Source organism: Pseudactinotalea sp. HY158, assembly GCF_009660225.1.
Classification (GTDB): Bacteria; Actinomycetota; Actinomycetes; order Actinomycetales; family Beutenbergiaceae; genus HY158.
In genome coordinates this window covers 903677-924072 of the sequence record NZ_CP045920.1, presented here as the reverse complement: position 1 = coordinate 924072, position 20396 = coordinate 903677, and the positions used below count along the sequence as shown (strand labels likewise).

The window sequence follows — 20396 nt, the reverse complement described above, 5'->3', positions numbered from 1 at the left end:
GGGGACGCCCACCCACACCGGAGGTGGGCGACCGTCCCCGCTCGAGGCGGCGCGCCGTCAGCGGGCGTCGATCGCCACGTACTCGCGCTCGGCGGCCCCGGTGTAGACCTGCCGCGGCCGGCCGATCCGCTTGGTCGGGTCCGTGATCATCTCGCGGTACTGGGCGATCCAACCCGGCATGCGCCCGAGGGCGAAGAGCGGAGTGAAGAGCGAGGTCGGGAAGCCCATGGCCTTGTAGATGAGGCCGGTGTAGAAGTCGACGTTCGGGTAGAGCTTGCGCTCGATGAAGTAGTCGTCGCTCAGCGCGATCTCCTCGAGCTCGCGGGCGATGTCGAGGAGCGGGTCGGAGACCCCGAGCTTGGCGAGCACCTCGTCGGCGGACTTCTTGACGATGGCCGCGCGCGGGTCGTAGTTCTTGTACACCCGGTGGCCGAAGCCCATGAGGCGCACGCCGCTCTCCTTGTTCTTCACCTTCGTCATGAAGGTGTCGACGTCGTCGTCCGAGTCGTGGATGCGGTTGAGCATCGCGAGCACGGCCTCGTTCGCGCCGCCGTGCAGCGGGCCGGAGAGCGCCCCGATCCCCGCCGAGACGGAGGAGAAGATGTTCGCGTCCGCCGAGCCGACCATGCGCACGGTCGAGGCGGAGCAGTTCTGCTCGTGGTCGGCGTGGAGGATGAGCAGCATGTCGAGCGCCCGCACGAGCACCGGGTCCGGGTCGGCGTTCTGGAAGGGCAGGCCGAAGGTCATCCGCAGGAAGTCCTCGATGTAGCCCTTGTTCACGTCCGGGTAGAGCTGCGGCAGGCCGGTGGCGCGCTTGGCGATGTTCGCGATCATCGTCGGCACCTTCGCCAGCAGCAGCACCGTGGCGAGCTCGAGCTGCTCCGGGTCGTAGGGGTCGAGGGTGTGCTCGTAGTACGTGCTCAGGCCCGCGATGCCCGCCTGCAGGATCGACATGGGGTGCGCGTCGAGCGGGAAGGCGGTGAAGAACTTCTGGAAGTTCTCGTGCAGGAGGGTGTGGCGGTTGATGCGCTCGGTGAACGCCTCGAGCTCGCTCCCGGTGGGGAGTTCGCCGTTGATGAGCAGGTAGGCGGTCTCGAGGAAGGTCGAGGACTCGGCGAGCTGGTCGATCGGGTAGCCGCGGTAGCGCAGGATGCCGGCGCCGCCGTCGATGTAGGTGATCTTCGATTCGGTGTTCGCGGTGTTGCCGAAGCCCAGGTCGAGGGTGACCAGCCCGGTCTCCTTGAGCAGATTGGAGATGACAACACCGTCGTTGCCCTCTACCGCGGCCACCCGCCGAAACTCGAGTTCCTTGTCGTCCACTCGGAACGTCGCGGGCGTGAGCGGTGTCTCGGACATAGATGAACCCTTCATTGGTCAGCCAGAATCTCCGGTCGATTCTAGCCCTTCGAATCTAGGCGCCCAGGCGCGCGGCGGCGGCTGTGATGCGTTCGTCAGTCGCGCTCAGGGCGATGCGCACATACCCCTCACCGCCAGGGCCGTAGAAGGTCCCCGGCCCCACGAGGATGCCGAGCTCGGCGAGGTCGCCCACGAGGTCCCAGGTCGTGCGGCCGCCCTTGCGCGCCCACAGGTACAGGCCCGCATCCGAGTGGTCCACGCCGTAGCCGGCCCGCTCGAGCGCCCCGAGCAGCCGCTCACGCCGGTGCAGGTAGATCCGCCGCTGGTCGAGCACGTGGGAGGTCTCGGTCAGCGCCGTGAGCATCGCGGCCTGCACGGGCGCGGGCAGCATCATCCCGAGGTGGCGCCGCAGCAGCGTGAGCCGGGCGATGAGCTCCGGGTCCCCGGCCACGAACGCGGCCCGGTATCCGGCCAGGTTCGACTGCTTCGACAGCGAGTACGCGGCGAGCAGACCGGTGTGGTCACCGCCGCTCACCGCGTCCTCGAGCAGGCACGGCACCCCGTGGGAGGTCCACGGCTCGTTCCAGGGCAGCTCGGCGTAGCACTCGTCGGCCGCCACGACCGCCCCGACCTCCCGGGCCGCGGCGACGATGCGGGCCTGGTGCTCGGCGGGGATCACGGCGCCGGTCGGGTTCGAGGGCGAGTTGATCCACACGAGCCGCACGTCCGCGCGCCCCGCCCACTCCTGGGGGTCGTCGGCGGGCACCACGCTCGCCCCCGCCAGCCGCGCCCCCACGGCGTAGGTCGGGTAGGCGACGGTCGGGATGACCACCGCGTCGCCCGGGCCGATCCCGAGCATCGAGGGCAGCAGCCCCACGAACTCCTTCGAGCCGATCGTGGGGAGCACGGCGGTCTCGTCGACCTCGGTGCGCCGGCGCCGCGCCCACCAGGCCGCCATCGCCTCCCGCAGCTCGAGCGACCCGGCCACGGTCGGGTACCCGGGCGAATCGGCCGCCTCCCGCAGGGCGGCCTGGATCGCGAGCGGGGTCGGATCGACCGGCGTGCCGATCGACAGGTCGACGATCCCGCCCGGGTGGGCCCGCGCCGTCTCGGCGTACGGGCGCAACTCGTCCCACGGATAGCCCTCGTCGAAGGCCGCGAACCCCATCAGGACGTGAGGTGGTCGTTCACGCCCGCCGGCAGCGCCGCCACGACCGGGTGATCGGTCGGGATGAGGCCGAGCTTCGCGGCACCCCCCGGCGAGCCCAGCTCGTCGAAGAAGTCGACGTTCACGTCGTAGTAGCCGCTCCACTGCTCGGGCACATCGTCCTCGTAGTAGATCGCCTCGACCGGGCACACGGGCTCACAGGCACCGCAGTCCACGCACTCGTCGGGGTGGATGTACAGCATCCGTTCGCCCTCGTAGATGCAGTCCACCGGACATTCGTCGACGCACGCCTTGTCCTTCACATCCACGCATGGCTCAGCGATTATGTAGGTCACGAGTGGTCCTCCTTCTCACGCGACGCCAGCGGAACACCGCCCCTAGTATCGCACCATGGGTAACGCGGGGTGGGCCACCTGGCCCGTGGGCAGTCGAGTCGTCGTTCGTTATCGCATCCCCGGCGGCGTGACCGACGCGCTCGGGGTCGTCCTGCGCGTCGATGCTTCCGGCGTCGAGATCGCCACGAAGCGCGGCCCGGTGGCCGTTCCGGGCGAGCTCATCACCCACGCCAAGCTCGTGCCGCCCGCGCCCGTGCGTCGACCCCGCCACCCCGATCCGACCGAGCCCGGTGGCCCGGCCTGACGGCCTCTCAGTCGTCCGACTTCTTGTCGTCCGGGTCCGGCTTCGGCCCGCACACGACCTTGTTCCACGGCTGGTAGGTGTGGGAGTAGCCGCCCGAATACTCCTCGTTGCGCGCGCCGTCGTGGGAGACGGTGCGCTCGATGTGAACGGTGAATCCGGACTGGCCGCCCGATTCGGGGGCGCAGGTCGAGGCCGTGTTGTAGACGGTCGTGGGTGGGGTGATGTTCCGGCGCGGCCCGGTCTGAATCGACACGTCCCAGTACGGGGTGGACCAGAACGCGACCTGTGTCTTGGAATCGGCGACCCAGGCCTGCACGAGCACGCCGTAGGGGGTGTTGTTGCGCCACTTCATGTCGAGGGACGGGGCGAACATCGTGGCCTCGCGCCCCTCGGGGTAGCGGCTGAAATAGCGCGAGTGCGGTTTGTGGCTCACGTCCTCCATGCCGGCCTCGTAGGCGGCGTTGAAGGTCGTGGTCGACAGCTGCGAGAGCCCGCCGCCCATCGCCTCGGTCGCGAAACCGCTCACCACGACCCCCGACGAGGTGTATCCGTGGGCCGCGTCGATCGGGCCGAGGGCGTCGATGAGCGAGAACGTCTCACCGGGCTTGACGAGGGTGTTCGTCACCTTCTTCGTGCCGGTGAGCAGGTTCTGGGTGCGCACGGGGTTGTACGGCATCGGCGTGGAGAAGTAGGACACGCGCTCCGTGACCTTGAGCTTCTCGGCGTCCTCGGTCGTGAACTCCGGTTCGGTCGTGGCCAGGTCGAGCGTGGCCTCGCGCCCGTCGCCGGTCGCCGTCGCGGCCGCCGAGATGAGGCCGGCGAGCTCGGCCGGATCCACGCCGGCCCCCGTCTTGCTGGGGACGATCGTGGGCTTGCCGCCCTCGATCACGATCCGGGCGTCCTGGGCGGTCTTGCCTATGGACGACGCCCGCTCGCCGACCAGGTCGCTCGCCTCGGTCTCCATCACCTCGAGCGTGAGCCGGTCGCCGTCGGCGACGATGTGTGCCACGGCGGTGAGGTCCGCGGGGGTGAGCTCGACCGTCGCCTCGTCGGCGAGGTGCACGGTGATCGGACCGGAGAGGATCGGATCCACGAGCTGTGCCATCGCCCGGTCGATCTCGTCGGAGTCGATGGTCGGGGAGACGCTCACCACGGGCAGCGTGAAGGGCCGCCGGCCGGTGAGCCAGTCGTCGCTGAGCAGGTCGACCGAGGCGGGGACGTCGACGTCGACGCCGTTCTCGGGAGCGGTCACGTTCGCCGCGCCGTCCGAGAGCTCGATCGAGCCCTCGACCGGGGGGATCTGCAGGTCGGGGGCCAGCGCCTCGACGGCCGCCGTGACCGCCTCGGTGTCGACCCGGGTCACCGGATCCACCGCTCCGCCGCCGAAGAGGTGGTCGAGGAGTCGTCCGGGCTCCAGGGAGAAGCCGATGAGGGAGTCGACGGTCGCGGCGGCATCGAACGTGAAGGCGTCCGGGTCGATCTGGGAGGCGCGTTCCTCCCCCGCGTCGAGGCTCGACGAGGCGTCCTCCTCCGGTGTCCCGAGGACGACCGGAATGGGGGCGGCGACGATCTCGGCGAGCGAGTCCTCGAGGGCGGTGATCGCGTCCGTGCGGGCCTGGCCGGCGATGTCCACCCCGGCGACCGTGGTGCCCGAGGGGACCCGGTCGCTGAAGTACCAGGCGGCCCCGAGGTAGGCGGCCGCGAGCACGAACACGACGATGCCGCTCACCAGGCCGATCCGGCGTCCGCGCCGCCGGACGGGTCGCGTCTGTGCCGGCTGTGAGGTTTGTGCCGTGGGGGGCGTCGGGGGCATCGTCTCGGCCTCGCCTGCGATCTCGGGTTCGGGAGCGGGCACGTGCTCGGACTGCGGGCCGGCCGCCGCCGGGCCGAGGAGTGGCAGGGCGGCCGTGGTGACAGAATCGGCAGGAGCGTCCGTGTCGGCCGTGTCGACTACATCGGCCGTGTCGGCCGTGTCGGCTGTGTCTGCCGTGTCGGCGGGGGCTGGACCCGACACCGCGGGAAGGACCTGTGTCTCATCGTCCGGCACATCATCGCCAGGACGTTCGAAGCCGTCGGTCACGCAATACCCTCCCTGGGTCCACTACTCCGTCCGGCATTCTACGGGGCGCGCGACCCGCCGAGTCGATCGTATGGGAACGATTCGGACACACTTTGCGCCCGCATCAGGCGGACGGCTCAGGAGGCGGGGAAGGTCTCGAGGCGGCCGAAGGCGTGCACGGTCGCGCCGGCGACGCCGGGGCGCACGCCGCCGGAGAGTACCTCCCCGACCACCACGAGGTGGCTGGCGGCCTCCTTGGTCCACACGGTCCGCGCCTCGAGCCAGGCGGAGGCGGACTCGAGGACGGCCGCGCCGGTCAGCTCGCCCCGGCGATGGGGGACCCGGTCGAGCTGGCCGATCGTCGGCCGCCCCGGGCTGGCGAGCCACTCGGCGTCGGAGCCGCCCGTCGGGCCCAGGATGCTCACGGCCCACTCGGCGCCCGTCTCGATCCGCTCGGCCAGACGTGCGTCCGCGTGCACGGCGAAGAGCACGGTGGGCGGTTCGAGCGCCACGGAGACGACGGAGGTGGCCGTCATCGCGAGGTCGTGGTGGCCGTCCCGCAGGGCCACGACGCTCACGCCGCTGACGAGGCGGGACATGAGCGCGCGGTACTCCTCGCCGTCCATCGTCACCGTTGCCCCCGCTCGCTCGCGCGGGGCCGCCAACCCAGCGCGAACCACGAGCTCGGCGCGAGCATCCCCGCGAGCACGGCGGCGAACACCGCGGCGAGCCAGCCGAGGCCGAGCACGTCCTGGACGATGATCACGTCCCCGGCCGGGCGCCACGCGGTCATGGCCAGCACGATCCCGAGGACACCCGCGCCGAAGCCGTTGGCGGCCCACCGATCGCCCAGGCTGCGGGCGAGCAGCATTCCGGCGTACAGCACGGCGATGCCCGCGATGAGCCCCCACGGCGCGACCGATCGGTGCATGACGGTCGTGACCGCTCCCGCGAGCGCGCCGGCGCCCACACCCAGTCCGGCGAAGGCCCAGCGGGTCGCGGGTCCGACCGGGACCGGGCCGGGCGGGCGCCCACGGGTCGGCCCCGTGAACGCGTCCGCCAGCTCCTCCCGCGAGCCGTGGCCCGCGACGACCGCGAACGCGGCGTGGGTGAGGATCGGCTGCAGGTCGTTGTTCGTCAACGCGTACCACCCGGCGGCGTCCAGCCCGCCGGGGACCCGGGTGACCTCGTGCACCTGGGTGTGGTGCGCCGTCATCGCGGCGATGACCTGATCGGACTGCGCGCTCGTGTCGATCACGAGGTCGGGTCGCTCCTGGGCGCCGGAGGATTGGGGCGCGGCCGGGTCGGGGGCGCGCAGCGGGGCGCCGAAGACATCGGCCGCGGGCCGCGCCGGGTGACCGGCGACCCACTCCTGGGCGCGCACGAGGGCTGCGTGGTCTCGCACGGTGGCCGCGACGACGGGCACCCGCCATCGCGGCTCCGCGATCTCGACCGCCCGCACGGCGACGGCGTGGGCGCGGACGTGATCCGGGTGGCCGTAGCCACCGCCCACCTCCTCGGTGAGAACGAGGCGGGGGCGCAGCCGCTCGATCTCACCCGCGAGGATCCGTGCCTCCTCCTCCAGATCGCCCGCGGAGAAGGCGGTCGGCGCGGCGCCGGGGGCCGGGACCGCCCGGCGGCGCAGGTCGTCCGCCCAGGCCATGCCGGAATCGGTGTAGACCCGCCCGTCGGGTGCGCCGTCGAGCTCGTCGAGGAAGCGGTGGCTCTCGATCCCCAGGGCGCGCGCGGCCGCGGCGAGCTCGCCCACCCGGATCCCGGCGAGCGCGATCGGGTCGGCGTGGGCCCGCTCGGCGACCGGGCCCATCCGCTCGCCGAGCTCCCCGCGGGTGGCGGTGACGAGGTGCACGCGGTTCGTGCGGGCGAGCCGGGCGATCGCGCCCCCCGCGCCGAGGGTCTCGTCGTCCGGGTGGGCGAAGAACGCGAGCACGGCCGGCTCGGGCGACTCGACCGGCTCGGATCGTTCCTGCGAGGGGACGTGCGCCTCGTGACCGGCTGCCTGCACCGGATCCTCCTTGCTGCTCCCCGCGGGGCGCGGTCAGTTCTTGCGTGCGCGAGCGGCGACCTTCCCCCGCTCGTGCTGGTCGAGGATCACCTTACGGATGCGCACGGCCTCCGGGGTCACCTCGACGCATTCGTCCTCGCGCGTGAACTCGAGGGACTCCTCGAGGGTGAGCCGGCGCGAGGGGGTGAGGTTCTCGAACGTGTCGGCGGCCGCCGCCCGCATGTTCGTCTGCTTCTTCTCCTTGGTGATGTTCACGTCCATGTCGTCGCCGCGGCTGTTCTCGCCCACGACCTGGCCGCCGTACACCTCGGAGGTCGGCTCGACGAAGAACGTGCCGCGGTCCTGCAGGTTGGTCATCGCGAACGGCGTGGCCTGCCCCGCCCGGTCCGCCACGAGCGAACCGTTCGACCGCAGTTCGATCGGGCCCACCCACGGCTGGTAGCCGTCGGCGATCGCGGCCGCGATCCCGGTGCCGCGGGTGTCGGTGAGGAAGCGGGTGCGGAAGCCGATGAGGCCGCGCGCGGGCACCACGAACTCCATCCGTACCCAGCCGGTGCCATGGTTGGTCATCGAGTCCATCCGGCCGTGGCGGCTCGCGAGCAGCTGGGTGACCGAGCCGAGGTACTCCTCGGGCACGTCGACCGTGAGCCGCTCCATCGGCTCGTGCACCTTGCCGTCGATGACGCGGGTGACGACCTGGGGCTTGCCGACGGTCAGCTCGAAGCCCTCGCGGCGCATCTGCTCCACCAGGATCGACAGCGCGAGCTCGCCGCGGCCCTGGACCTGCCAGGCGTCGGGCCGCTCCGTGGGCAGCACCCGGATGGACACGTTGCCCACGAGTTCCCGGTCGAGGCGGTCCTTCACCTGCCGGGCGGTCACCTTCGCACCCTTGACGCGACCGGCGAGCGGAGAGGTGTTGATGCCGATGGTCATCGAGATGGCGGGCTCGTCCACGACGATCGGGGGCAGCGCCTCGGCATGGTCGGGGTCGGCGAGGGTCTCGCCGATCATGATGTCCTCGATGCCCGCGACGGCCACGATGTCGCCGGCCTCGGCCGATTCGGCGGGCACCCGCTCGAGGGCCTGGGTGCGCAGCAGTTCCGCGATCCGCACGTGGCTCACCGTGCCGTCGAGGCTGATCCGGGCCACGGACTGGCCCTTGGTCAGGGTGCCGTTGAACACCCGCAGCAGGGCGAGGCGGCCGAGGAAGGGGGAGGCGTCGAGGTTCGTCACCTGCGCCTGCAGGGGCGCTCCCGGCGTGTACGCGGGGGCGGGGATCCGCTCGAGGATGGTGGCGAAGAGCGCCTCCATGTCCTCCCCGTCCGGCATCGCGCCGTCGGCCGGCTGGGTGAGGGAGGCGCGGCGGGCCTTGGCCGAGGCGTAGACGACGGGCAGGTCGAGCAGGGCGTCGAGGTCGAGGTCGGGCACCTCCTCGGCCACGTCCGAGGCGAGGGCGAGCAGCAGGTCGGTGGTCTCGGAGACGACCGCGGTGATGCGGGCGTCGGGCCGGTCGACCTTGTTCACCACGAGGATGACGGGCAGTTTCGCCGCGAGCGCCTTGCGGAGCACGAACCGGGTCTGCGGGAGCGGTCCCTCGGAGGCGTCGACGAGCAGCACGACGCCGTCGACCATCGACAGCCCGCGCTCGACCTCGCCGCCGAAGTCCGCGTGCCCCGGGGTGTCGATCACGTTGACGATCACGCCGCCGTCGATGTCGGCGGCGGCCGGCCCGTGATACTGCACGGCCGTGTTCTTGGCGAGGATCGTGATCCCCTTCTCGCGCTCCAGGTCGCCGGAGTCCATCGCCCGGGTGTCCACGTGCGCGTGGCCGCCGAACGCGCCGGAGGTCCACAGCATCGAGTCCACGAGGGTGGTCTTGCCGTGGTCGACGTGCGCGACGATTGCGACGTTGCGCAGGTTGGAACGCCGGTGGGTGGCAGCTGCCATAGGGGTTTCCTCTACTGGGTGGGGCGGGGCACTCGGGTACCGGGCCGATGCGCGGGGCCGGCCGGGCGGGGCCGCCCCCTCCTGGGGAAGCCGGCCTGGGGCATCGGTCCGACGCCACGACATGCCTGCGCACAGGCCACAGGACATGATAATGCCGCGCGCCGCCCGTCAGAACCCGTCGGGTGCCGGCGGGGAGGATCCGCCGTGTGACGTTCGGCTCAGATCGACGGCCCGCTCGTGGGCCGCGCCGGCGGGGCGGCATGCCCCGCGCCGGCCCCCTCCTCCTCTGCGAGCGCCTCGGCGAGCAGGCGGTCGCGGACGGCGCGCCGCTGCCGTTGCTTCTCCGGATCCGGCACGGGCACGGCGGCGATGAGCCGCTGCGTGTAGGGATCGCGCGGCTCGGAGACGATCTGGCGGCTCGACCCGATCTCCACGAGCCGGCCGTGATGCATGACGGCGATCCGCGAGGCGAGCATCTCGACCACCGCGAGATCGTGGCTGATGAACAGGCACGCGAAGCCGTGCTCGCGCTGCAGGTCCTGGAAGAGCTGCAGCACGGTCGCCTGCACCGAGACGTCGAGGGCCGAGGTCGGTTCGTCGGCGACGAGGAGCTTCGGCTCGAGGCTGAGCGCCCGGGCGATGCCCACCCGCTGGCGCTGCCCGCCCGAGAGCTCGTGCGGGTACCGGTTCCGCAGGGAAGAGGGCAGCTGCACCTGATCGAGCAGGGTCTCCACCCGCTTGTCGAGGGCCGCGCCCTTGATGCCGGTGTGCAGGAGCAGCGGTTCCCCGATCGACTCCCCGATCGGCAGCCGCGGGTTGAGCGAGGAGCCCGGATCCTGGAAGACGATCCCGACCTGGGAGCGCAGCGGCTTGAGGTCGCGCGCCCTCGCGCCGACCATGTCGAAGCCGGCGATCTCGAGGCGACCCGCCTTGACCGGGAGCAGCCCCACGATCGCCCGGCCGACGGTGGTCTTGCCCGATCCCGACTCCCCCACGAGGCCCACGACCTCGCCCTGGTTCAGGGTGAGGGAGACGCCGTCGACCGCCTTGAACGCGGGCGTGCGGCCACGCTTGGGGTACTCGATCACGACGTCCTCGGCCACGAGCACCGGCTCCCCCAGCGGGGTCTCGCCGCCGTGGGCGAGCTCGTACTCGCTCAGGAGGGAGGTGCCGCCGAGGTGGGGCACCGCCTCGAGCAGCTGCTTGGTGTAGTCGTGCTGGGGGTCGTGGAAGATCTGCCGTGCGTCCCCGGTCTCCATGATCCGCCCGTGGCGCATGACGATGATCCGGTCGGCCATGTCGGCCACGACGCCCATGTCGTGGGTGATGAGCACGATGCCCGAGTCGATCCGGTTGCGCAGGTCCCGCATGAGCTTGAGGATCTCGGCCTGCACGGTCACGTCGAGGGCGGTCGTGGGCTCGTCGGCGATGAGCAGCTTGGGGTCGCACGAGAGCGACTGGGCGATCATCGCCCGCTGCCGCTGCCCGCCCGAGAGCTGATGCGGATAGGAGTTGAAGCGGGTCTGCGGATCGGGCATCTCCACGAGCCGGAGCAGTTCGAGCGCCCGCTCCTTCGCCTCCTTCGGCCCCACGTCGTTGTGGATGCGGATCGTCTCCACGATCTGGAAGCCGATCGTGTAGACGGGGTTGAGGGCCGTCATCGGCTCCTGGAAGATCACGGCGATCTCGCTGCCCCGGATCCGGCGCAGCCTGGCCGGCGTCATGCCCACGAGCTCCTGGCCCGCGAGCTTCGCGCTGCCCGCGGATCGGCCGTTGGGCGGCAGCAGGCCGAGCAGGGAGAGGGACGACTGGGTCTTGCCCGAGCCGGACTCCCCCACGATCGCCAGCACCTCACCGGGGGCGACGTCGTAGGTCATGTCGACCGCCGCGGGGAACCATTCGTTCTCCACGAGGAAGTCGACATGGAGGCCGCGCACCGACAGGATCGGCTCCCGCGGCGTGCCGGTGCTCTCACCGGTGTCGGTGGTGGCGATGGTGCTCACGCGTGCTCACCTTTCTCGAAGCTGCTGGATGGGAGGATGACGCCATGCCCGAGTCCCCCGGCGCGTTCGACACGGCCGTCTTCCGCACGGGGTTCTCCCGCGTGTTCCCGTGGGTCGCCGCCGCCGCGGCCCTCGCGGGCGCGATCGCCGCGGCGACCCGCGGCGGCTGGGGCGACCTGTGGCGTTCGGGCCCCTGGATCGCCCTCGCCGTGGCGCTCGTGTGGCTGCTGTTCGCGCTGCCGCGGGTGGAGGTCTCGGGCGGCGGCGTCCTGCTTGTCAACGTGGCCCGCACTGTGTGGGTGCCGTGGCCGGCCTTCTCCTCCGCCGACGCCCGGTGGGCCCTGCGGGTGCGTACGGACGACGACCGCGAGTTCTCCTCGTGGGCCCTGCCGGCCGGCAGCGGAAGTCTGCGCCGCCTGCCGCTGCGCGACGGTGGCCGGGCGGAGTCCGGCCACGCCCGCCCGGGCGAGCGGGCGCCGTCCATGATCCGGGGTGGGAGCGCCGAGGCGGCGGTGCTCGAGATCGGTGAGCGCGTGCGCTCGCTGACCGAGGCGGGCTTCCTGCCGGCGCGGCCCGAGGCCCCGGCGCGGGTGAGCCTCAACCGCCGCCCGCTCGCGGTGCTCGCGGTCATCGCCGCGGTGGCGGCCGGATCGGCCGTCCTCGGCTGACGCCGCGGCCCTCCCCCGCGGGCTCATTCGCCCGCGCTCACGGCGGCGTCCGGCGCCGCGGCCCGGCGACGGGCACGCCGCGAGGGAACCTTCTTCTGGCGCGGGTCGAACGCGTCGCGCAGCCCGTCGCCGATGAAGTTGACGCACAGCGCGATCGCGATGATGAACAGGCCCGGCCACCAGAACAGCCACGGCCGGGTGGCGAACGAACTCTGATACGCGGAGATCATCGTGCCGAGCGAGATATTCGGCTCCCGGATGCCGAAGCCGAGGTAGCTGAGCGAGGTCTCGAGCAGGATCGCCGAGCTCATGAGCAGCGTGACGGCCACGATGATGACCCCCATCGCGTTCGGCAGCATGTGCTTGAAGATGATCCGGGAGTTGCTCGCGCCGGCCACGCGGGCGGCGTCCACGAACTCCCGCTCCCGCAGGCTGAGGAAGTCCCCGCGCACGAGGCGTGCGATCGGCGGCCACGCGATGAGCCCGAGCGCGAGGCCGAGCGAGAACGGGGCGGCCGAACCGAGGAGCTTGCCGAGCATGGCGCCGATCACGATGACCGGCAGGGTGATCACGAGATCGGTGAGGCGCATGAGCAGGTTGTCGGTCCGGCCCCGGAAGAATCCGGACAGGGATCCGAAGATCGTGCCCACGATCGTGGCGACCAGGCCGATGACCACCATGATGAAGATCGAGGTCTGCACCCCCTTCATCACCCGGGCGAAGATGTCGCGGCCGAGTTCGTCCTGGCCGAAGGGGTGCTCGCCGATGGCGAACGAGCCGCTCCACGGCATGACGAGCGTCGGGCGCCCCCCGGGCAGGACGCTCTCCGGGGTCTGGTACGGCGTCCACGTCCACCAGCCGGGCAGCGGGCCGTAGCCGATCGAGGTGAACGCGAGCAGCACGATGAGCAGGAGCACGACCAGGGAGATCATCGCGCCCTTGTGGCGGAAGAACCGCTCGCGCACGATCCGGCCCTGGGACTTGCCCTCGGTCTCCTTGAGCTCGATCGCGTTCTCGACGGCGTCGTAGGAGTCCCCCGCGCCCTCGGGCTCGGGGATCTCCGGGGGGATGTTCGAGATGCTCACTGGTCTACCTTCCTTGTGTCAGCGTTCTTCGATAGGACGCTGATGCACCCCGGGTGCTGCCGGGCCATCGCCCAGCTCGCTCGACACTGTTGATGTCCAGCATGAGATCTGCGAGGTCTGGTGGCTGCCCGGGACGTGTGGACCGTCGATAGGGCTGAGCGCCAAACCCGGTGACGGGGGCGAGCGCCGATCAGTGAGCGAACCGGCAGACACGTCCCGGCTCCCACAGCACCGTGAGACGAGGGCGCCTCCCCACTGGTACGAGCAGCAAGGAGGCTGACATGAAGTCTGCCAACACACCCACCATGAACAAACCCTGTGCCTGCCCGAGGAACCTCCCGGCGACGTGACCGCCGGTCTGGACTGGGCCCGTGACGACCACGCGGTCAGCGTGGTAGATCATCGCGGCCGTGAAATCGACCGATGCATGATCGAACACACCGCGGAGGGGCTGCGCGCCCTGCTCACCTTCCTGGCCCGCAACAACGCCACCGAAGTCGCGATCGAACGCCCGACGGACCCGTGATCGACACGCTGCTGGACGCCGGCATCACCGTGGTCGTGATCAGCCCGAACCAAGTCAAGAACATCCGACGCCGATACGGCTCCTCCGGCAACAAGGACGACCGGTTCGACGCGTTCGTCCTCGCCGACACGCTCCGCACCGACCGGGCACGACTGCGCCCGCTCGTCCCGGACCGAGACGACACGATAGCTCTGCGCCGGGCATGCCGTGCACGCAAGGACCTCATCGCCCACCGCATCGCGACCGGAAACCAGCTGCGCGCGCACCTGCGCAACGCACTGCCCGCCACAATCGGACTGTTCAAGGACATCGACTCCGACATAGCTCTGTCGTTCCTGGAACGCTTCGACACCCAAGACAAGCTGGACTGGCTCACCCCCACCAGACTCGGCACCTGGCTGCGCAAACAGGGATACTCCGGACGCACCAGCTCCACCGTGCTGCACACGAAGATCCTCGCCGCACCCCGCGGACCCGAAGGTGACTTCGCCACAGCCCTGGCCACGATCACCGCCAGCCACGTCGCCGTCCTGCGCACCCTCCAGGCCCAGACCCGCACCCTGGAGAAGCACATCGATCAGCAGCTGACCACCCACCCCGACGCGCACATCTTCACCAGCCTGCCCCGATCCGGGCGCGTCCGCGCCGCCCGACTGCTCGCCGAGATCGGCGACTGCCGCTCCCGATTCCCCACCCCCGAAGCACTCATCTGCCTCGCCGGAGCAGCACCATCGACCCGCCAATCCGGGAGGATCCGCGTCGTCGGATTCCGTTGGTCCTGCGACAAACAACTCCGCGACGCCGTCACCGACTTCGCCGCCGACAGCATCAAAGCCAACCCATGGGCCGCGCACCTCTACCAACAAGCCAGAACCAGAGGCCACGACCACCCCCACGCCGTCCGAATCCTCGCCCGAGCATGGCTCACCATCATCTGGCACTGCTGGCAAGACCACGTCCCATACAACCCCAGCAAACACCGAGCACTCCAGCCCTACCTCACCCCCGAAAACAAGGCGGCTTGACATAGGGCTTCTCATGCGTTCACCCGAATCCGTGGGTCGAGGGCGGCGTAGATGAGGTCGGCGATGATGTTCGCCACGATCGCCGCGAAGGCCACGACCACGAGGTAGGCCATGAGCGGGTCGATCTCGGCGTCCTCGAGGGACCGGATGAACAACTGCCCCATGCCGGGTCGGGAGAAGATGTGCTCGGTGATGATGGCGCCGCCGATGAGGGTGATGACATCGAGCGGCACGATCGTGGCGAGGGGGATGAGCGAGTTGCGAAAGCCGTGGCGCATGACCACGGTGCGCTCGCTCAGGCCCTTGGCGCGGGCGGTGCGGATGTAGTCCTGGCTCATCACCTCGAGCATCGATCCCCGGGCGTAGCGGGTGTAGCCGGCGAAGGAGATGAGCATGAGCGAGATCGTGGGCAGGATGAGGTGCATCGTGGAGTCGAGCACCGTGACCCAGAAGTTCCCGCCGAGCTCGGGGGTCACGTCGCCGATGGTCGGGAACGGGCGGCCGTTGATGACGTTCGAGTCGAAATACGGCCGCCACACCTGGAGCACGCGGTCGACGAACATGAGGAAGGCGACCGAGACCGCGACGATCGCGCCCGTCCGGGCCGACTGGCGCCAGTCCGGTCCGCGCCAGGCCACGCCCACGAGTGCGCCGACGACGGCCGCCAGCAGCCCGAGCAGGAAGGCGATCCCGTAGCTCATGTGCGGCGTGAGCTCGCGGAAGACGCCCTGCATCGGATAGTAGAGCGCGAGGCCGATGGCCGCGCAGCTGAGCGCGGCGCCGAGCGAGCGACGGTTGTTCAGCCCGGTCGAGAGCAGCGTCACGCCGAGGGCGATCGCGATCGAGGTGATCGCCAGCAGCGGCAGTCCGATATTCGGCCTGGACCACCAGCCGCTCGCCTGCAGGTAGACGAGCACGCCCGCCGTGGCCGCGAGGGCGATGACCCCGTGCGTGAGCCGGTGTCTGAGCGGGCCGCCGATCATGAGGGTCCACAGCACCGCGGCGACGACGCCCACGCCGGCGATCACCGCGTAGGCGAGGAACGGGTCGGCGAGGAAGTCGTTGAACCCGATCGCGACCCACTGCTTGAGCAGCACCGCCACCCAGAAGGAGGGCAGGGAGTACATGAGGAAGGAGAAGAACGTGATGAGGTAGTCGAAGCTCGTGTACTGGCGCAGCGCGGAGACGATCCCGACGGCCACACCGAGGAGGATGGCCAGCACGGTCGCGGCCGAGACGAGCTGGATCGTGGAGACGATCGCCCCGCCGAGGAGGTCGGTCACCTCCCGGCCGGAGCGCCACGCCGTGCCCATGTCGCCCTGCACGAAGTTCACGATCCAGTCCCAGTACCGCTCGACCCACGACTGATCCAGGTGGAGCTGGTCGATCCGGGCCGCGATCTGCAGTTCCTTGTTCGGGTCGGTCGAGGTGATGAGATCCTCGAGCGGATCGATCACCAGATCCGAGAGCCCGTACATGACGAAGGTCGCGACGAGGAGCACGCCCAGCCCGATGAGCAGGCGGCGGACGATGAAGGCCAGCATCGGGGGTGGTACCTCGCTCACGAACATGGGGACGGAGTCGGCGCGGTGTCGCCGAGTCTATGACGGGGCCCGAGCGCGCGCCGGGCGAACGGTGCGGCGCGCCGGGCGAACGATGCGCGCTCGGGCAGCGGATGAGGGGCGCCCGGCGGGCGCCCCTCATCCATCAGGTCAGTCGGCGCGGATCAGGAACCGACCTTCCAGTTCCAGAACCCGTAGAAGATCGTCGGGGAGATCGTGATCGGGTCGATTCCCTCGATCGTGGACCGGTAGGCCGTGACGGAGGGGAACTGGTAGAGCGTGAGCCCGAACGCGTCGTCCACGAGCTGAGCCTCGATCTTGCCGAGCAGCTCCTCCTGCTCCGCCGGCTCGGTCGCGACCAGCAGCTGGTCGAGCAGCCCGTCGACCGTCTCGCTCGAGTAGCCGCCGAAGTTGTTGATGGCGCCGGTGCGATAGTTCGCATCCCCCTCGGTGACCGCCGTGGAGGTGGACTGCCAGCCGAAGACGGAGGCGTCGTACTTGGAGTTGTCCGACAGCAGCCGGCCCCACTCGTCGCTGCTCGAGTCGATCACGTTGAACAGGTCGTCCTGGCCGGCCGACTGGGCGATGAGCGTGTACTCGTTCTGCCGGCGCGGGTTCGCCTTGTCGAACAGGAACCGCACGTCGACCGGGGTGTCCACGCCGGCCTCCTCGAGAAGCTGCTTGGCGCCGTCGACGTCGACCTCGGAGAACTTCGCACCCATCTGGTTCGCCTCGGTCACCGCGTCGTACATCGGCGCGCCGGGCAGCACGTTGTAGGAGTTGCGGATCACGGCCTGGGAGTTGAGCGGCACGATGAGCTTGTCGAGGATCTCCTGGCGCGGGATGAGCTTGAGGAACGCCTGGCGGACCTTGAGGGCCGCCGCCGCGTCGCCGCCGTAGGTGGCCGGATCGAACGGGCCGCCGTTGTCGAACATGAGGTCGACGTGCTCGTACGTGCCCTCGATGCCCTCGAGCACCGTGTAGTCGTCGCCGAGTGCCTTGAGCGCCTCGACCACGTCCGTGGTCGACTGCGGGGAGATGAGGTCCACCTCGCCGTTCTGAAGGGCGGAGACCGCGGCCATCGCGTCCGGGATCGTCCGGATGGTGATCTTCTCCGGGCCGCCGGTGCGGTCGCCCTCGTAGTCGTCGCGGGCCTCGAGCGTGAGGTACTGGTCCTGCTTGTACTCGGTCATGATGTACGGGCCGCTCGAGAGGTAGAGCGAGGGGTCGTCCGGCAGCGCGCCGGAGAACTGGAAGCCCGTGTTCCAGAACTTCGAGATCTTGACGAGCGCGTCCTTGTCCTCGTTCTTGAACGCGTCGATGAGGGCCTGCTTGGCCTCGGCCGGGTCCTCGACGCCGAGCGCGTGCTGGGCCACGACGTGCGCCGGAACGCCGGTCTCGAGGTTGACGTTCCAGTCGCCGAACGGCTTGGTGTAGGTGAAGGTGATCGACTTGCCGTCGTCGGAGATCTCCGGGAAGTCCTCGATCAGGCCGACGGTGGAGTTCGTGCCGTTGAAGTAGACCTGGTCGGCCGTCGCCTTCTCGTCGGTCTCGCCCTCGTCGGTCAGGGCGTCCTCGTCGGCGATGGTGTTGAAGTTGCCGGAGACCGCGCCCCAGAACATCACCAGGTCGGCCGCGTCGACCGGCGTGCCGTCGGACCACGTCGCGGTGTCGGCGAAGGTGTACTTGACCTGGAGCGGGTCGTCGGAGACCTTCTCGTAGCTGCCGAATCCCGGGTCCTGCACGAGGTTGAGCTGGTCGTCGTAGTACATGAACCGGTCGTTCGTCAGGTACAGGACGTTCGCGTTCTTCGTCGCGTTGCCGGTCGAGCTGTCGGGGTTCGTCTCGTCCAGCTGCTCGTTCCACGCGACCGACATGCTCGACGTGTCGCTGATCCCGGCGTTGCCGCCGTCGTCGGTCGCCCCTCCCGTGGCCTCGCCGCTGCTGCCGCATGCGCTCAGCACCATGGCACCCGCGGCCAGCGTGGCCGCGGCGGCATAAAATCGCCTGCTCTTCAATGTTCCTCCTATGGATATCGGGGGAATGCCGGACCGCGCCGCCCCGGGTGGGGTGCGGCGGGGGCAGGATCCCCCGTGGTTGGGGCGAGCATACGCGCGGCGATGCGCGCCGGTGCGGCCTCCTCGAGACTGAAACCGCATCGTTACCGGTGGGCGAGCGGAGCGTCGTCTCCCGCGGCCGAAGGCGCCTCGAACGAGACCGACGGCGCAGCTCGGCGCGACGTTCGTCGCCCCGGGGCGCGGCCGAGGTCGTCGCCTCGCCCCGTGGCCGCACGAGTGGATGCTCGCGCGCCGATGCGAGCCGCAGTAGCGTGACGGCACCGCCCGGGCCCACCGGCGACCAGCGAGGGAGACGAGCATGGACTTCACGCGGAAGGTGCCGCTGACCGGCGACCTCGTGACGCTCGAACCGGTGAGCACCGGGCACGTGTCCGCGATCGAGCCTCTCCTCGACGATCCGGAGGTGGCGATCCTCACGGGCACCTCCCACACGAGCACGCCCACTGCGGCACGGCCCTGGACCAGCGCGCAGCTGGCCGAGACCTACGCACGGTGGGCGACGGCGTCCGACCGGCTCGTCTGGGCGATCCGGGAGAACTCGACGGGCCGGATCGTCGGCGAGTCCGTGCTCAACGACCTCGACCCCGGAAACCGCTCGTGCGGGTTCCGGATCTGGATCGCCGGAGCCACCGGGCGCGGACTCGGCACCGAGGCGGTGCGGCTGACGATGGCGCACGCCTTCGAGGTGCAGCAGCTGCACCGGGTGAGCCTCGAGGTGTACGCGTTCAACCCGCGGGCCCGGCACGTGTACGCCAAGGCCGGGTTCCGGCACGAGGGGACGATGCGTGAGGCGCTTCGCTTCGACGGCGGCTGGGTGGACGCCGAGCTCATGGCGATGCTGCGCACCGACCGGCCCGCGCCTTGACGCCGGTCAAGTGCACGGCCCGGGCCGGGGCGTAGGGTGCGGGCCATGGCCCTTCACCCGAATCTCTCGCCGGCGGCGACCCTCCTCGGCACATGGACGGGGGCGGGGCGCGGGGAGTACCCGACGATCACGTCCTTCGAGTACACGGAGGAGCTGAAGTTCACGGATGTGGGCAAGCCGTTCCTCGTGTACTCCCAGCGCACGTGGTCGCCGGAGGGGGCGCCGCTGCACATGGAGTCCGGGTTCGTGCGGATCCCGGCGGAGGGCGCCGTCGAGATGACGCTCGCGCAGCCGACCGGACAGACGGAGCTGGCCGAGGGGCGCCTGCGGCTCGACGACGACGTGCTCGAGTTCGACCTCATCGCCCGGATCATGAACTCCGCGAGCGCCAAGCACGTGCAGGTGACCCGGCGGCGGTACACGGTGCGCGGCGACACGCTCGAAGTCGACTTCTCGATGGCCGCGGTCGGGCAGCCGCTCGTGCACCACCTGGCCTCGGCGCTGCGGCGGGGGTAGGGGCGGCGGGTGCACGGGCCCGGTCCATCGGCGACGATCCGTCCGCCTGCATGCGTGCCGTCGATCCACCCGCCGTCAATCTGCGTTGACAGAATCCATGACGTCAACTAATGTTGACGCATGGTTTCCGATATCGATGCTGCGGCGGGCGACGACCCGATCACCGGATTGCGCGCGGTTCGCTCGCTTCGGGAGCTGGCCGACCGGCTCGAGGTTCTGCAGGTGAACCGGGCTCGCGAGCTCGGCATGCCCTGGCAGGAGATCGCGGACGCACTCGACGTCAGTCGGCAGGCAGTGCACAAGAAGCACGGACGGAGAAGATGATGTTCGAACGGTTCACCAAGCAGGCACGCGGCGCCGTCGTCGCCGCTCAGGACTCGGCGCGGGCGTCCGGGGCCTCGCGGATCGATACCCGACACGTGCTCCTCGCCCTCCTCGAGCGGGGCGGCCTGACCGATGCGCTCGGCCGCATCGACGTCGACGCCGCGGCACTGACCGAGGAGATCGGCACGCAGGTCTCCCGGGCGGGTCTCGACGGCGCCGCCCTCGGCTCACTCGGAATCGACCTGGATGAGGTGGCCCGGCGCACCGACGAGGTCTTCGGCCCGGGATCCCTGGGCACCGCACGGCGCGGCCGTGGGAGCCTGCCGTTCGCGCGGGACGCCAAGAAGGCGCTCGAGCTGGGCCTGCGCGAGGCGGTCGCGCTGGGTGATCGCTCGATCGACGCGCGGCACCTGGCACTCGGGATCCTGCGCGCCGACTGTCCCGGACGGGAGGCGCTCACTGCTGCGGGCGTCGACCCGGACCGGCTGCGGTCCGCGCTGCAGGAACGGCCCGCGAGGAGCGCCTGACTATGCGGGCGCGGGCCGGCCGGCC

Annotated in this window: 19 protein-coding genes; 8 read left to right on the top strand and 11 right to left on the bottom strand. The window is 70.5% G+C overall.

The genetic code is table 11. The annotated features are described in order from the left end of the window. Nucleotides 1-57: 57 nt before the first annotated feature. Genes GCE65_RS04120 through fdxA form a run of 3 tightly spaced genes read right to left on the bottom strand, consistent with a single transcriptional unit; the run spans nucleotide 58 to nucleotide 2859 of the window. Nucleotides 58-1356, bottom strand: coding sequence for a citrate synthase (locus tag GCE65_RS04120; RefSeq protein WP_152817553.1), 1299 nt, complete (start codon nucleotides 1354-1356; stop codon nucleotides 58-60). 55 nt (nucleotides 1357-1411) lie between these two features. Continuing rightward, complete coding sequence (gene dapC, locus GCE65_RS04115; protein WP_153877473.1) at nucleotides 1412-2524, bottom strand: succinyldiaminopimelate transaminase; 1113 nt, start codon at nucleotides 2522-2524, stop codon at nucleotides 1412-1414. Next, nucleotides 2524-2859 carry a ferredoxin gene (gene fdxA / locus GCE65_RS04110; protein WP_153877472.1) on the bottom strand — a complete coding sequence of 112 codons (336 nt, stop codon included), beginning with the start codon at nucleotides 2857-2859 and terminating at the stop codon, nucleotides 2524-2526. The genes dapC and fdxA overlap by 1 nt, the downstream gene beginning before the upstream one ends. A 55-nt stretch (nucleotides 2860-2914) precedes the next feature. Between fdxA and GCE65_RS04105 the strand changes: the two genes are divergently transcribed. Next, on the top strand, nucleotides 2915-3163 hold the full coding sequence (locus GCE65_RS04105; protein WP_153877471.1) for a hypothetical protein: 249 nt from the start codon (nucleotides 2915-2917) through the stop codon (nucleotides 3161-3163). Between the two features lie 7 nt (nucleotides 3164-3170). Here the strand turns inward: GCE65_RS04105 and GCE65_RS04100 are convergent, their stop codons facing one another. From GCE65_RS04100 to GCE65_RS04080, 5 genes are all read right to left on the bottom strand, one after another. Next, the gene (locus tag GCE65_RS04100; protein ID WP_153877470.1) at nucleotides 3171-5243 is read right to left on the bottom strand and encodes a VanW family protein; all 2073 of its coding nucleotides are present in this window, start codon (nucleotides 5241-5243) and stop codon (nucleotides 3171-3173) included. 116 nt (nucleotides 5244-5359) lie between these two features. Continuing rightward, nucleotides 5360-5848: a flavin reductase family protein gene (locus tag GCE65_RS04095; RefSeq protein WP_227993023.1), complete on the bottom strand. Its 489-nt coding sequence runs from the start codon at nucleotides 5846-5848 to the stop codon at nucleotides 5360-5362. 2 nt (nucleotides 5849-5850) lie between these two features. Next, on the bottom strand, nucleotides 5851-7245 hold the full coding sequence (locus GCE65_RS04090) for a PIG-L family deacetylase (protein ID WP_153877468.1): 1395 nt from the start codon (nucleotides 7243-7245) through the stop codon (nucleotides 5851-5853). Nucleotides 7246-7278: 33 nt separating this feature from the next. Next, complete coding sequence (gene typA, locus GCE65_RS04085) at nucleotides 7279-9192, bottom strand: translational GTPase TypA (RefSeq protein WP_152817548.1); 1914 nt, start codon at nucleotides 9190-9192, stop codon at nucleotides 7279-7281. A gap of 218 nt (nucleotides 9193-9410) precedes the next feature. Beyond that, a complete protein-coding gene (locus GCE65_RS04080; protein WP_228760106.1) occupies nucleotides 9411-11195 on the bottom strand; it encodes an ABC transporter ATP-binding protein in 1785 nt (594 codons plus the stop codon). Nucleotides 11196-11239: 44 nt separating this feature from the next. On the opposite strand from GCE65_RS04080, the gene GCE65_RS04075 reads away from it, so the two are divergent. Beyond that, nucleotides 11240-11863: a PH domain-containing protein gene (locus GCE65_RS04075; RefSeq protein ID WP_153877467.1), complete on the top strand. Its 624-nt coding sequence runs from the start codon at nucleotides 11240-11242 to the stop codon at nucleotides 11861-11863. 23 nt (nucleotides 11864-11886) lie between these two features. Here GCE65_RS04075 and GCE65_RS04070 read toward each other — a convergent pair whose 3' ends face one another. Then, the gene (locus tag GCE65_RS04070; protein WP_152817546.1) at nucleotides 11887-12948 is read right to left on the bottom strand and encodes an ABC transporter permease; all 1062 of its coding nucleotides are present in this window, start codon (nucleotides 12946-12948) and stop codon (nucleotides 11887-11889) included. Between the two features lie 346 nt (nucleotides 12949-13294). On the opposite strand from GCE65_RS04070, the gene GCE65_RS16815 reads away from it, so the two are divergent. Together GCE65_RS16815 and GCE65_RS04065 are read left to right on the top strand one after the other, a co-directional pair. After that, nucleotides 13295-13474 (top strand): IS110 family transposase, encoded by a 180-nt coding sequence (locus GCE65_RS16815; protein WP_255475298.1) that lies wholly within the window; start codon nucleotides 13295-13297, stop codon nucleotides 13472-13474. Continuing rightward, nucleotides 13471-14499, top strand: coding sequence for an IS110 family transposase (locus GCE65_RS04065; RefSeq protein ID WP_255475297.1), 1029 nt, complete (start codon nucleotides 13471-13473; stop codon nucleotides 14497-14499). The genes GCE65_RS16815 and GCE65_RS04065 overlap by 4 nt, the downstream gene beginning before the upstream one ends. Nucleotides 14500-14510: 11 nt before the next feature. Here the strand turns inward: GCE65_RS04065 and GCE65_RS04060 are convergent, their stop codons facing one another. Both GCE65_RS04060 and GCE65_RS04055 read right to left on the bottom strand, forming a co-directional pair. After that, complete coding sequence (locus GCE65_RS04060; RefSeq protein ID WP_370460182.1) at nucleotides 14511-16064, bottom strand: ABC transporter permease; 1554 nt, start codon at nucleotides 16062-16064, stop codon at nucleotides 14511-14513. A gap of 161 nt (nucleotides 16065-16225) precedes the next feature. Next, entirely contained in the window at nucleotides 16226-18079 is a 1854-nt protein-coding gene (locus GCE65_RS04055; protein WP_227992875.1) for an ABC transporter family substrate-binding protein, read from the bottom strand. A gap of 358 nt (nucleotides 18080-18437) precedes the next feature. On the opposite strand from GCE65_RS04055, the gene GCE65_RS04050 reads away from it, so the two are divergent. The 4 genes from GCE65_RS04050 (at nucleotide 18438) to GCE65_RS04035 (ending at nucleotide 20371) form a co-directional block, all read left to right on the top strand. After that, complete coding sequence (locus GCE65_RS04050; RefSeq protein WP_152817545.1) at nucleotides 18438-19004, top strand: GNAT family N-acetyltransferase; 567 nt, start codon at nucleotides 18438-18440, stop codon at nucleotides 19002-19004. Nucleotides 19005-19049: 45 nt separating this feature from the next. Next, nucleotides 19050-19520, top strand: a complete 471-nt coding sequence (locus GCE65_RS04045) for an FABP family protein (protein ID WP_153877466.1) — start codon at nucleotides 19050-19052, stop codon at nucleotides 19518-19520. 120 nt (nucleotides 19521-19640) lie between these two features. Further along, entirely contained in the window at nucleotides 19641-19844 is a 204-nt protein-coding gene (locus tag GCE65_RS04040; protein WP_152817543.1) for an RNA polymerase subunit sigma-70, read from the top strand. Further along, complete coding sequence (locus tag GCE65_RS04035) at nucleotides 19844-20371, top strand: Clp protease N-terminal domain-containing protein (protein WP_194928822.1); 528 nt, start codon at nucleotides 19844-19846, stop codon at nucleotides 20369-20371. The genes GCE65_RS04040 and GCE65_RS04035 overlap by 1 nt, the downstream gene beginning before the upstream one ends. Nucleotides 20372-20396: the final 25 nt, after the last annotated feature.

Coding starts and splice junctions, on each gene's coding strand:
- GCE65_RS04120 (WP_152817553.1), bottom strand. CDS start 1,356: ATGTCCGAGACACCGCTCACGCCCGCGACGTTCCGAGTGGACGACAAG.
- dapC (WP_153877473.1), bottom strand. CDS start 2,524: ATGGGGTTCGCGGCCTTCGACGAGGGCTATCCGTGGGACGAGTTGCGC.
- GCE65_RS04105 (WP_153877471.1), top strand. CDS start 2,915: ATGGGTAACGCGGGGTGGGCCACCTGGCCCGTGGGCAGTCGAGTCGTC.
- GCE65_RS04095 (WP_227993023.1), bottom strand. CDS start 5,848: ATGGACGGCGAGGAGTACCGCGCGCTCATGTCCCGCCTCGTCAGCGGC.
- typA (WP_152817548.1), bottom strand. CDS start 9,192: ATGGCAGCTGCCACCCACCGGCGTTCCAACCTGCGCAACGTCGCAATC.
- GCE65_RS04075 (WP_153877467.1), top strand. CDS start 11,240: ATGCCCGAGTCCCCCGGCGCGTTCGACACGGCCGTCTTCCGCACGGGG.
- GCE65_RS04050 (WP_152817545.1), top strand. CDS start 18,438: ATGGACTTCACGCGGAAGGTGCCGCTGACCGGCGACCTCGTGACGCTC.
- GCE65_RS04045 (WP_153877466.1), top strand. CDS start 19,050: ATGGCCCTTCACCCGAATCTCTCGCCGGCGGCGACCCTCCTCGGCACA.
- GCE65_RS04040 (WP_152817543.1), top strand. CDS start 19,641: ATGGTTTCCGATATCGATGCTGCGGCGGGCGACGACCCGATCACCGGA.
- GCE65_RS04035 (WP_194928822.1), top strand. CDS start 19,844: ATGTTCGAACGGTTCACCAAGCAGGCACGCGGCGCCGTCGTCGCCGCT.